Source organism: Vibrio sp. vnigr-6D03 (assembly GCF_002835515.1).
GTDB lineage: Bacteria > Pseudomonadota > Gammaproteobacteria > Enterobacterales > Vibrionaceae > Vibrio > Vibrio penaeicida.
Genome location: NZ_PIZL01000024.1, coordinates 157,269 through 169,525, shown reverse-complemented (window position 1 = coordinate 169,525; position 12,257 = coordinate 157,269). Strand labels below are relative to the sequence as shown.

Here is a 12,257-nt window from a genome sequence, read left to right as displayed (position 1 = left end):
GATCAAGTCTGAATTAATACAGATTAAGTTTTTTATCAACAATATCTGCAATCCGATATTCATAATCATGATAGCTATCTAGATATTGGGCATCCACATGGTGACACTCAATAATATCGAACTCAATTGCTCTACCCGTCTTATCTTTACGCTTGTTGTTAAACTTAAAGAAAGATTCATACCTATTTGGAGCCACGCCTTCAAACGCCTCAAAGGATACCTTGTTAGATTCATTGCTATCAGTAATTGCATCACCATGAAGCTGCATGGCTAAGCTCTTCTCATATGGCTCAATGTAAACCACACGTTTTATTCCAGCCGCAACAATATGTCTAGCACAATTATGGCAAGGGTATGTCGTACAATAAAGGGTTTTATCTTGCGTGGAGGAGGATGACGTTCTTGCTAGGCTAGTGATCGCATCCATCTCAGCATGGATAGCTCTAGAATACTCAATAATTGATTTAGCTTTCGTCTCGTTAATTATAAGCGACGCTAGTTCTTTAGCTTTTTGAGCGGGCAGTTTATTCAGTTTGAGAACATTTTCTATTTCACCCTCAAGGATACCTTTGTGTTTGTCGTTAGAACATCTCTTCTGATGAGTGCATCGAAAGTCTTTGTCTGCAGAATGGGCATCATACAAACCACCTTTGTACTTAGGTACATCATTACACCCAGTTGCAATGACTCTACCGTTCTCATCCATGATGGCAGCACCTACTTGTCTTGACAAACAAGCTGATTTTAGTGCTTCTGAATATGCAGAGAACAGCCCAACTTCGTCGTGAGTTGGAGTGATACCGATCTGTCCGTGAATCAGATTAACGAATCTGGTAACAGAGCTTTTAAGTTGCTTTCCTTGATTAGCTTCATTTCGAATAAAGTAATCTGCGCTATATAGTGCTTTTTCTACTTGTTGACCATGGTCATCACTTGCCTTACGGTCCCGTCTAATCAAAGCATCTATATTACCAGCACTAATCTGCTCTTCACTAAGGTTAACTTTTCGCTCTTTCTCTGTGCGAATCAAAGCTACTTGATAGAAATTGTTTGGGTAAACAGTTCTCAATAGACTTATTTCGTCGGGGTGCTTTAGTTGATCAATCAAATAAGCAACTTTCTTTTCAGTCTTAACAACATCACCCTGATCCGCTTCAGAAGCCGAACCAAATAACTTGTCTCTAGTTACGGTAATGTCATTTATCGCCACTTCAGCTAAAAAGGTAGTCTTGTACTGTTTTCTTAAACTGTCCCCTGCATTTTGAAGTTTTTCATATCTCTCATACCCTTCAAGACTAGATAAGCCTCCTCCATCAATACGACTGATGTGAGAACTAATACGAACATGATGAATATCATAGCCAGATGCTTTCAAAGCGGTTGTGAGGGTATCTTTGAGGCCTTTAACACCAGAACCAACAGCTCCGCATAGACCAATGACAAGCTCTTGAGAGCGCCTATTCTGAATATGTTTGGTGGTATTTTCTGGTGTTTTACTTTGTACTAAGGTGGGTGCAGTGTTTTCTTTTGACATTATGCTCTCATTTATTCTATGTGCTTTATATGCACACAGGATATATGAGATTGCACGTATATCTAAATTACCACTTTAGTTTTTTTGCAGCTCGTAACACATTTTGCTGGGATTTTTCTTTAGTTCGAGTTTTTGACTTGATAGAAACAACATTTGAACGACTTTTTGACAAGTCCGCTCTAGTTTCTTTTATAACAGTGTCATTTTCCGTACTAACTAAAGTCAACATATTATTTCCTAACCATCCAGCTTAACGTCTAATTATCGGCTGCGAATTGTACAGCGTCCGTGCATCAAATCAATATTAATTTAGCTGATAAAATATTATTTGTGAAGATTTAGCATCAATATTGAGAGGTGCACACAATAAACATAACCTATTGAAATTAAAGAAGATAAAATTAATGACACTTTATATGGAACTCAAAAACAATGAACACCACTATATGTAGTGGTGTTCATTGCATAATCACTTTGTTATTTTTCTTACTGATATTATTGATGATTTCTAGACAAGCACTCTAAACGATATATTCGTTCTTCTAATTTAACTAGAGTGATCCGCAGCCACTTAACGTCTGTTTTGAGTGTAATTCCGACACCTACCCCACTAGACAAGGCACTGGCAACAGCGATTATTAGTGTTTGATACTCGGTCATTACTTGAACTCATTGGGCAAGGTTTCCCAAAGACCAAACACTATTGGAGCACTTGCGCCAATAATACTGCCGTTACGCTCGCGTTGATGAGTTCAGGGTGACCAGATACCAAAGCCGCTCCCGCACCAAGTAATGCTAAGCCCTTTTTTGTGGATGGCTGGTCAATGTCGATATTCAATTTCTCTTTAATAAGCTTTTTCATTTTGTCCTCCTTTGCTAATTGTGAGAATTAATAAACCGGAAATTACACCGCCCCCGCTAATCGGCTGCCTTCCATCACGAGGGCGCGGTCAACGTACACGCCGCACTCAAACTTAATCATTTCGTAGACAAGGTCTGGAATGTGAGCATGTGTGAGGGGTTGATGCACTTCTACGCCCATTCTCGCCGCGACCGTGTCGGCGTATACGTTGGTTGGGTTTTCGTGGTCGGGTGCCCATCGGTTGATGATGTCGAACACGGTGACTAAGCCGTAACGGGTCATGTAGTTCTTAATGAGCTTGGCACTCGCTCGGATGCCGTATTTCATGTGCGAAAAGGTGGCAAAGCGCCCGAGCAGCTCGACGCCCGTTTGCTCTGTCCACTGGTTGTTTTTGTTGTACTCAATATTGAGCGGGTTGTTATTGCGGATACCGCGTGACTTGCTGGTCATGGTGACGAAATGGTTTTGGATGTTTTCATAGATATAGAAGCACCATGATGACGAATTCAGATTTACTCCATAATTAACGCCAAATCACACCTTGTTTAACACTTCTCCATAAAGTTGTTGCGGTTTTTGGTAAAAGTCTGGTAGAAACGCGTTCAAGACACTTACCGCATGCATGCCAAATATGTGACACATTGTTGCAGTGTGCACAATTCCTGATGTTGGAAGTGACTTATAATCACAAAATGTTTTTTGCATTCTATTCATCGCTTGATTGGTTGGCTTCTTTTGCATAGGGTTAAAAAAAACGCCCTTTACTGCCTAACTTGCTAGATAAATGGTATATTATTAATAATGTGCACCAAAATGGATGAGCCAATTGGAGTTGTCGTTGTTAGAACAAATTGAAGGCATCTGCCAAAGCCGTGGGGTCAGGCTTACACCACAGCGTAAAAGAGTGTTCGAGCTAATTTTTGCAAGCAAAAGTGCGTCTAGCGCTTATGATTTGTTAGATAGGCTAAAAGAAAGTGAACCTCAGGCAAAACCACCAACGGTCTATAGAGCGTTGGATTTCTTATTGGAACAAGGTTTTATCCATCGAGTTGAGTCCACGAATAGCTTTATCTCGTGTTGCTCTTTTGGTACTCACAAGCATTTCTCTCACCTGCTTATTTGCGATAAGTGCGGGAATGTAGCTGAACATCAGGATGACCAACTTGTAGCCTTGTTGGCAAAAAATAGTGAAAAACAGGGGTTTCAGTTAACCAATCACGTTATTGAAACTCACGGTACTTGCAAAAGTTGTTTTTCAGACTTTACGGACAAATAAAAGATAGAACGTTATGCGCGCTGAATTTGTAAACCCGTTTTTAGCTTCACTAATGAATGTACTGAAAACTATGGCTTCACTGGAGCTAAAGCCTCAGAAACCTCGAGTAAAGAAAGATGAAATTGCTCGTGGTGATGTGTCTGGTTTGATTGGTATGGTCGGAGACCAAAGCCGAGGTTCAATGTCGATTACTTTTGACGAGTCTCTGGCATTGGAAATCATGCAAAACATGCTAGGCGAACGTCCGAATGGTCTAAACGAAGAAGTAACCGATATGGTGGGTGAAATCACTAATATGGTTACAGGTGGTGCAAAACGCATTCTTTCAGAAAGTGGTTTTGACTTCGACATGGCAACACCCGTCGTTGTTTCGGGTAAAGGTCACACCATTCGTCACAAATGTGAAGGCGCGATCATCATCATGCCATTTACCTCTGAGTGGGGTAACGCATTTATCGAGATCTGCTTCGAATAAGAAGATAGAGCCGAACAAGAGAAAAGCTGTTGCGAATGCGACAGCTTTTTTTATTTGTCATTGGAATGAAAAAAAGTCAGCAATTGCTGACCTTTTGTTTTTAACTTATATGCGGTATTTCAATACGCTTAAGCTTTGTAAGCTTTGAACGCGTTAATCAAACCGTTGGTTGAACTATCATGAGAGCTAATTTCAGATTGGTCTGCCAGTTCAGGCAAAATCTGATTCGCTAGCTGCTTACCAAGCTCTACCCCCCACTGATCGAAGCTAAAGATATTCCAGATAACACCTTGTGCAAAGATCTTGTGCTCGTACATTGCAATCAGATTGCCCAGAGTCTTCGGCGTAATTTGCTTAACCAAAATCGAGTTAGTAGGGCGGTTACCTTCAAACACTTTGAATGGTACAAGCGACGCTACTTCTTCTTCACTCTTACCTGCGCTTGCAAACTCAGCTCTAACCGCTTCTTCAGACTTACCAAATGCAAGTGCTTCAGTTTGCGCAAAGAAGTTAGACATGAGTTTCTGGTGGTGATCGCTCGCTGGATTATGGCTTAGAGCAGGGGCAATGAAATCACAAGGGATCAACTTTGTACCTTGGTGGATAAGCTGATAAAACGCGTGCTGACCATTGGTACCAGGTTCACCCCAAATAACTGGGCCCGTTTGATAGGTCACGGCATTACCATCGCGATCGACGTATTTGCCGTTGGATTCCATATTGCCTTGCTGGAAGTAAGCCGCAAAACGATGCATGTATTGATCGTATGGCAAAATCGCTTCCGATTCTGCACCGTGGAAGTTGTTGTACCACACACCAATTAAAGCGAGGATAACTGGGATATTGCTTTCCAGATCCGTGCTTGCGAAGTGGTTGTCCATCTCGTGTGCGCCATCCAGCAACTCCACAAAGTTGTCGTAGCCAACGGATAGTGCAATAGACAAACCAATTGCAGACCATAGTGAGTAACGACCGCCGACCCAATCCCAGAATTCGAACATGTTGTCGGTATCGATACCAAACTCAGACACTGCCGTTGCGTTAGTTGAAAGAGCGGCAAAGTGTTTTGCTACGTGCGCTTCATCACTTGCGGCTTCAAGGAACCAGTCACGTGCCGTGTGAGCATTTGTCATGGTTTCTTGCGTCGTAAATGTTTTAGACGCAATTAGGAACAAGGTTGTTTCTGGATTCACTTTTTTCAACGTTTCAACGATGTGCGTGCCATCTACGTTAGAAACGAAGTGCAGGTTCAGGTGGTTTTTGTATGGCGCCAGCGCTTCGGTCACCATGTATGGACCGAGATCTGACCCACCAATTCCGATGTTTACAATATCGGTGATCGCTTTACCTGTGAAACCTTTCCATTCACCGTCAATTACACGGTTGGTAAATGATTGCATTTTTTCCAGCACAGCGTTTACCGCTGGCATGACATCTTCACCGTCAACTAAAACTGGCTTGTTACTGCGATTACGAAGTGCCGTATGAAGCACTGCACGGCCTTCCGTTTGGTTTATTGCTTCGCCACTGAACATAGCATCAATGGCAGTTTTTAATTCGGTTTCTTTCGCTAAAGCAAATAGGTGCTTAAGCGTTTCCTCGTTAATGAGGTTCTTTGAGTAATCGACAAGAATATCCGATCCGAAACGTGTAGATAATTTATCGAAACGTTGAGCATCTTCAGCAAACAAGGCTTTCAGATCCATATCTTGTGCCGATTCGAAGTGCGCAGTTAATGCATTCCAAGCTTGGGTCTTGGTAGGGTCAATATTTTTTAACATGGTAATTGTCCAATGTTCGTTCGATTATGTTCTCTTCAGCCAGATTAATTTATATGATGCTGAGTGAATTCCAGATTAAGCGAAATAAAGAATCGTACTTTTTGTGTTTGTTATATCCAATCGACACAAAAAAACGTAATAAATTTTCAGATTCCGGATTATGGCGCAACCCGTTATCGCTGACATTGAGGTTTATCACGTAATCTCAATTGTACCTAATCGGAATCAACTATTAATGCGATTGTTTATAACAATTAGTGATTAGAAACAACAAGGCATAACCTATGTGGCATCAAACTACCTTTTCTCTCACCGCAAAACGCCGAGGCTTTCATCTTATTACTGATGAAATTGAACAACATTTACCACAAATTGACCAGTACTCGATAGGTCTTTTACATCTTTTTATTCAACATACGTCCGCAAGCTTAACTTTGAATGAAAATGCAGATCCAACCGTTCGTACTGATATGGAACAACACTTTAATAAATTTGTGCCGGAACGAGCTCCTTACTACTTACATACTTATGAAGGTGATGATGATATGCCTGCACATATCAAGGCGTCCACTTTAGGTTCAAGTGTGAGTATTCCAATTAGTAATGGGCGATTAGCGTTAGGTACTTGGCAAGGGGTGTACTTAGGAGAGCATCGCGATCATGGTGGCGCTCGAAGAATTATCGCTACGCTTCAAGGGCAATGTGAATAGTTATCCATTATTTTCAGATTAAAAAGAGGTGCACTTCGGCACCTCTTCATATCATTTATACTTATTCAGCATATTCATCACGATAGTCTAAAACGGCTGATTGATCATCACACGAAACATGCTTTCTTCATCACCGAATGCCATTTCTGTTCGAACCACAATGCCTTCTACTTGGAAGCGAATTCCACCGCCTAAGTTGTATTTCATATCGCGATGCAGTTCTTGAATACTGAATTCATCCGCCACTCTACCTGCATCAACGAAAGCCACCCACTGCCACCATGGCACGTCATACCAATTAAAAATTGGCCAACTTTGTAAGGGCTGCCACTCTGGCATAACTCGATACTCTAAGCTGTAGTGCACCGCACTTCTGCCATGGTAACGATTCGCCGAGTAACCGCGAAGATGGTACAAGCCTCCCAAGGAAACGCCTGCATATTCCGGTGGTCTTTCACACGTTCCGGGACCACAGCGATTCCACGTAGGGGTATCGGCGACATACATATCAAACGCCAAAACTTGGCGAGAAAATACGTCGTCTACTTTGCCAAGGCTAAAGTAGTGACTTTGCTCAATTTCAACTTTGGTCCATGTATTGTCGTTACCCGAATCGGGAGCGTGAGCGATGTTCAATTTCAGCTTAGCCCCTAAGCTTGGGTTTCGAACGTCATTACGATTGTCCCATTCAAATCCGAGGTTTACACCCCATGTCGAATCGGGTGCCGAATCATTTGAGCTGCTTAAGCTGCGTTCGGATAAAAACGGCTCAAACTTAATAGTGGAAATCCCACTGGTTGCAGGAGATGCCCCTTGAATACGTCTTTTGGGTTCATACGCCGCTCTTGCTCCTTTGAAGGCGGCTGCGCCCCAAGGAATGATGTAGCGCATCGTGAAGTGGTATTGCGCTTCCTTTGCATCCGTGACGGTTTTCTGGCTGTACAGAGAGTCGTTATCGCCCGCACTGCCTAGATGGTATATGTAGTCAGAGTAGCTGGCATTGTAGGCATCAAAACCGAGTAGCCATGCGTTGCCAACTTGAAAGTTGTTGTAGCCAATAAAGGTCATGTTGCTGCCTTTATCGGATATCAGCCCTGCCCCAATCAACCCTGCTTGTGGTTGACCAAGACCTTTCAGCAGACCCGCCACACCGATGGTATTTCCCAGCGTACTGGATGAAAAAGCAAAAGGAACAGCGGCGGTGTCTGGCATCCAAGGTGGAAGCCACTCATAGGCGGAGGCAACACCTGACGCGCAGAAGGAAGAAGCAAGTAGACTTGAAATAATCAGACGCTTTGGCATAACTCAGTCCATGTACTCCATGGCAACACGCGATGTCAGCTTTGTCACTAATTCATAAGCGATTGTGCCAATGTGTTGCGCGACCTCTTCTGAAGGCAATTCTTGCCCCCACAAAATAACCTCATCGCCGACTTTATCTTGGCAATCCTCTCCCAAATCGACGGTCAGCATGTCCATGGAGACTCGCCCCACCACCGATACACGCCGACCATTCACCAATACCGGTGTACCAGCAGGCGCAGTTCTTGGGTATCCATCACCATAGCCAATCGCTATTACACCAATTTTGGTGTCACGTTCACTATGCCAAATTGCACCGTAGCCAACGGGTTCCCCCTTTTTAAGGTCGCGAACCGCAATCAAGTGCGATTTCAGTGTCATTACTGGTTTAAAGCCCAACTCATTTGCACTTTTATCCGCAAACGGGGACACACCATACATAATAATACCTGGGCGAACCCAGTCGAGATGGCTGTCTTTCCAAGCCAACAACCCTGAAGATGCAGCTAAGGTTCTTTCTCCTTTGCAGCCTTCAGTCAGCAATAAAAAACTGTCGATTTGTTCTTGAGTCGCTGGGTTTTCTAGTTCATCTGCACACCCGAAGTGACTAATGTAACGCAGCGGTTTAGCCACATTGTCGCACGCTTTCAAGCGTTCAACGTATTCAGAGTACACTTCAGGCCGAACACCTAAGCGGTGCATCCCTGTGTCTACTTTGAGCCAAACTTTGACGGGGTTTTCTAACGTTGCTTGTTCTAATGCTTCAAGCTGCTCTTCACAATGCACGACCGTTTGAATGTTATTGGTCACCAATATCGGTAAGTCACGCGAGGAATAAAAACCTTCAAGCAACAATATGGGTTTCACAATCCCCCCTGCACGCAACTGCAGGGCTTCTTCTATTCTTGCCACACCAAAAGCATCAGCATCAACGGCCGCTTGCGCTATTTTCAGTAAGCCATGCCCATAAGCATTGGCTTTAACCACCGACATAACTTTACTGTTGGGCGCATGCTGCTTCACCATTTTCAGGTTGTGCTTCAATGCAGAAAGATCGATGCATGCGGACGCCGCTTTCATATAGCTCATAGGGGAAGATTACTCATCATCAAACGCGGGACCTGCGTAGTTGTCGAAGCGAGAGAATTGTCCTTGGAACGTCAGTCGCACGGAACCGATAGGACCATTACGTTGTTTACCCAAAATGATCTCGGCAATACCTTTGAGTGTGCTGTCTGGGTTGTACACTTCGTCACGGTAGATGAACATGATCAAATCGGCATCCTGCTCGATAGAACCTGATTCACGTAGATCCGAGTTTACTGGGCGTTTATCTGCTCGTTGCTCCAAAGAACGGTTAAGCTGCGACAGAGCAACAACAGGAACATTCAGTTCTTTTGCTAAAGCTTTCAAAGAACGGGAAATTTCTGCAATTTCCAATGTACGGTTATCAGATAGAGCGGGCACACGCATCAGCTGAAGGTAGTCGACCATGATAAGTGACAAGCCACCATGTTCACGAGCGATACGACGTGCACGAGAACGAACTTCAGTAGGAGTAAGGCCAGAGCTATCATCGATGTACATGTTTTTCTTTTCCATGAGAATACCCATGGTAGAAGAAATACGCGCCCAATCTTCATCGTCTAGCTGACCTGTACGGATTTTTGTTTGGTCGACGCGAGAAAGGGATGCCAACATACGCATCATGATTTGCTCAGAGGGCATCTCTAACGAGAAAATAAGCACTGGCTTATCAGATACCATGGCGGCGTTTTCACACAAGTTCATCGCAAAGGTTGTTTTACCCATCGATGGACGTGCCGCAACAATAATTAGATCCGACCCCTGTAAACCTGCCGTCTTCTTATTGAGGTCGTTGAAGCCCGTATCAACACCCGTAACACCATTTTGTGGTGTTTTGTATAGGATTTCGATACGTTCCAGAGTTTTCTCTAGAATGTTATCGACATTCTGAGGACCTTCATTCTCATTGGTTCTGTCTTCTGCAATGGCGAAAACTTTACTCTCAGCCAAATCAAGAAGGTCTTCGGAGCTGCGTCCTTGTGGATCGTAACCGGCATCGGCAATTTCATTCGCCACACCGATTAGGTTTCGAACCAGTGCACGCTCCGCAACAATATCGGCATAAGCATTTATATTCGCGGCACTTGGCGTGTTTTTCGCCAAATCAGCCAGGTAAGCAAAGCCGCCTACATCATCGAGGGTTTCTCGTTGCTCTAGGAATTCCGATAAGGTGATTAGATCGAGTGGTTTGTTTTCTTCTAAAAGGGTTTTCACCCCTTCAAAAATCATTCTATGTGGTCGGCTATAAAAGTCCTTCACCACTACCCTTTCAGCAACCGAATCCCAACGTTCATTATCTAAAAGCAGACCACCGATAACAGATTGCTCTGCTTCTAACGAATGCGGCGGTACTTTGATAGCGTCAACTTGGCTATCTATTGGCTTCTTATTACGATTATCTCGGGTATCTGGCATGGGTGTTCTCAACAGCTTATCGTGATCGTTCATTATAGCTAAGTTCTATACCCAAGTAACCTCAAGATGCTCGGTTCAGCGAGAATGAATTGACTTTCAGACAAGGCACCGATTTGAAGAATTTACGAAATTAACACAACCCTGACCCTAGACTTTAAGGCTATTAATACAATCTCATATGTCATGCACCGTGCCGCTAGATAGCCAAGTGCATGGTTGAATAAAATAAGAATATGAGAGAGGTATTGAGTGTCGAAAAATTTGCTTGTGCTTAGTCTGGCGATATTTAATGCCAGCCTTTATGCAGAGGAAAGTAACGACACGGATACGTCGCCTTCATCTCCCTTGAAAACAGAGGTGGAATTCGGATACCAAGCGCACAGTGGTAACTCCAATTCGGAGTCCCTAAATAGCCGCTTGGAAGGGGTTTACACACAAGGAAGGCATCGACATTCAGGTGAGTGGAAGTTCTATAAACTGAATAAAAACGATAAGGAAGACAAGAAACAGTCTACCTACCAAGTTCAAAGCGACTACAAGCTCGCACCTCGTACTTATCTTTACGCCAACTTCAAAGGCATCGACTCAAAATACAGTGCGTATTTTAAAGATTACACTTGGTCGAGCGGGCTCGGTTATCAGTTTACCTACACGGATGACTTAAAGCTCTCTTTGGAATTGGGTCCAGGTTATCGACATCAAAAGCCTAATCTGGATGAGTTGGATGACGATGACTTAATTTTCCCAGACAACGTGGATGAGTTTATCTTTCGAGGGCATTTCAAAGGTGACTGGAAAGTATTGCCGGCACTGTCGCTCAGTGCTGACTTATTAATCGTAAGCGGAAAATCCAACACACGCTTCGATAACGAAATCAGTATTACCAACGCCATTACAGAAGACATCGCGCTTAAGCTTTCTCACTCTAGGCAGTATCTCGATCGCGTTCCCAATGATTTAAGTAACACGGATACCGTGGTGTCGGCGAATCTGCTGGTCAAGTTTTGATTTGTACAAAGTATTTACTCATACAAAACCTTAGATATAAAAAAAGCTGGCTTTAAGCCAGCTTTTCTCAAATCGCTTGGTACTGAATTACTCAGCAGCAACAACTTGTAGGTTGATCTTAGCGAACACTTCAGAGTGAAGTTGTACGTTAATTTCAAACTCACCAGTGTTACGTAGAGCACCTTCAGGTAGGCGAACTTCGCTCTTAGCTACTTCAACACCTGCCGCTGTGATAGCGTCAGCGATGTCACGAGTACCGATAGAACCGAATAGTTTACCTTCGTCACCAGCTTTAGAAGCAATAACAACTGCTTCAAGAGCGTTAACTTTCTCAGCACGAGCTTCAGAAGCTTGTAGTTGCTCAGCAACTTTTGCTTCTAGTTCAGCGCGACGAGTTTCGAACATTTCAACGTTAGATTTAGTTGCCATTACAGCCTTACCTTGTGGGATAAGGAAGTTACGAGCGTAACCAGATTTAACATTTACTTGATCGCCAAGACCACCTAGGTTACCGATTTTATCAAGTAGAATAACTTGCATTGTTTAATCCTCTTTCTAAATAGACGGTGCCGATTACTGATGCTTGTCAGTGTACGGCAGTAGTGCTAGGTAGCGAGCACGCTTGATAGCGCGAGCTAGCTGACGCTGATACTTAGCGCTTGTACCAGTGATACGGCTAGGTACGATTTTACCAGCTTCAGTGATGTAGTTTTTAAGAGTTGCTACGTCTTTGTAATCAATCTCTTGTACGCCTTCTGCAGTGAAACGGCAGAATTTACGACGACGGAAGAAACGAGCCATGGGCTA

The 12,257-nt window shown here is 43.5% G+C and carries 12 protein-coding genes and 1 pseudogene; 4 read left to right on the top strand and 9 right to left on the bottom strand.

What is annotated here, in order from left to right; translation table 11 throughout:
* Positions 1-13 precede the first annotated feature (13 nt).
* The 3 genes and pseudogenes from CW749_RS20265 to CW749_RS28440 all read right to left on the bottom strand — a co-directional run bounded on the left by CW749_RS20265 (position 14) and on the right by CW749_RS28440 (position 2,678).
* On the bottom strand, positions 14-1,534 hold the full coding sequence (locus tag CW749_RS20265) for an anti-phage dCTP deaminase (RefSeq protein WP_101114178.1): 1,521 nt from the start codon (positions 1,532-1,534) through the stop codon (positions 14-16).
* 659 nt (positions 1,535-2,193) lie between these two features.
* Positions 2,194-2,396, bottom strand: a pseudogene (locus CW749_RS20260) (hypothetical protein).
* A gap of 42 nt (positions 2,397-2,438) precedes the next feature.
* Entirely contained in the window at positions 2,439-2,678 is a 240-nt protein-coding gene (locus CW749_RS28440; RefSeq protein ID WP_233448352.1) for a hypothetical protein, read from the bottom strand.
* 535 nt (positions 2,679-3,213) lie between these two features.
* Between CW749_RS28440 and zur the strand changes: the two genes are divergently transcribed.
* Positions 3,214-3,672, top strand: coding sequence for a zinc uptake transcriptional repressor Zur (zur, locus tag CW749_RS20245; RefSeq protein ID WP_101114173.1), 459 nt, complete (start codon positions 3,214-3,216; stop codon positions 3,670-3,672).
* A 13-nt stretch (positions 3,673-3,685) separates the two neighbouring features.
* A complete protein-coding gene (locus CW749_RS20240) occupies positions 3,686-4,147 on the top strand; it encodes a chemotaxis protein CheX (protein WP_101114171.1) in 462 nt (153 codons plus the stop codon).
* A gap of 128 nt (positions 4,148-4,275) precedes the next feature.
* Here CW749_RS20240 and pgi read toward each other — a convergent pair whose 3' ends face one another.
* Positions 4,276-5,928 carry a glucose-6-phosphate isomerase gene (gene pgi, locus CW749_RS20235; protein ID WP_101114169.1) on the bottom strand — a complete coding sequence of 551 codons (1,653 nt, stop codon included), beginning with the start codon at positions 5,926-5,928 and terminating at the stop codon, positions 4,276-4,278.
* Positions 5,929-6,212: 284 nt separating this feature from the next.
* On the opposite strand from pgi, the gene CW749_RS20230 reads away from it, so the two are divergent.
* Positions 6,213-6,638 carry a secondary thiamine-phosphate synthase enzyme YjbQ gene (locus CW749_RS20230; protein WP_101114167.1) on the top strand — a complete coding sequence of 142 codons (426 nt, stop codon included), beginning with the start codon at positions 6,213-6,215 and terminating at the stop codon, positions 6,636-6,638.
* A gap of 87 nt (positions 6,639-6,725) precedes the next feature.
* Here CW749_RS20230 and CW749_RS20225 read toward each other — a convergent pair whose 3' ends face one another.
* Genes CW749_RS20225 through CW749_RS20215 form a run of 3 tightly spaced genes read right to left on the bottom strand, consistent with a single transcriptional unit; the run spans position 6,726 to position 10,442 of the window.
* Positions 6,726-7,940 (bottom strand): BamA/TamA family outer membrane protein, encoded by a 1,215-nt coding sequence (locus CW749_RS20225; RefSeq protein WP_237322506.1) that lies wholly within the window; start codon positions 7,938-7,940, stop codon positions 6,726-6,728.
* A gap of 3 nt (positions 7,941-7,943) precedes the next feature.
* Complete coding sequence (gene alr, locus CW749_RS20220; RefSeq protein ID WP_201797022.1) at positions 7,944-9,020, bottom strand: alanine racemase; 1,077 nt, start codon at positions 9,018-9,020, stop codon at positions 7,944-7,946.
* 18 nt (positions 9,021-9,038) lie between these two features.
* Positions 9,039-10,442 (bottom strand): replicative DNA helicase, encoded by a 1,404-nt coding sequence (locus CW749_RS20215; protein ID WP_101114182.1) that lies wholly within the window; start codon positions 10,440-10,442, stop codon positions 9,039-9,041.
* 249 nt (positions 10,443-10,691) lie between these two features.
* Between CW749_RS20215 and CW749_RS20210 the strand changes: the two genes are divergently transcribed.
* Positions 10,692-11,450 (top strand): DUF481 domain-containing protein, encoded by a 759-nt coding sequence (locus tag CW749_RS20210; protein WP_101114163.1) that lies wholly within the window; start codon positions 10,692-10,694, stop codon positions 11,448-11,450.
* Between the two features lie 87 nt (positions 11,451-11,537).
* Here the strand turns inward: CW749_RS20210 and rplI are convergent, their stop codons facing one another.
* Together rplI and rpsR are read right to left on the bottom strand one after the other, a co-directional pair.
* Positions 11,538-11,990, bottom strand: coding sequence for a 50S ribosomal protein L9 (gene rplI, locus CW749_RS20205; RefSeq protein WP_101114162.1), 453 nt, complete (start codon positions 11,988-11,990; stop codon positions 11,538-11,540).
* A gap of 33 nt (positions 11,991-12,023) precedes the next feature.
* Positions 12,024-12,251 carry a 30S ribosomal protein S18 gene (gene rpsR / locus CW749_RS20200; RefSeq protein WP_000090471.1) on the bottom strand — a complete coding sequence of 76 codons (228 nt, stop codon included), beginning with the start codon at positions 12,249-12,251 and terminating at the stop codon, positions 12,024-12,026.
* Between the last annotated feature and the right edge of the window lie 6 nt (positions 12,252-12,257).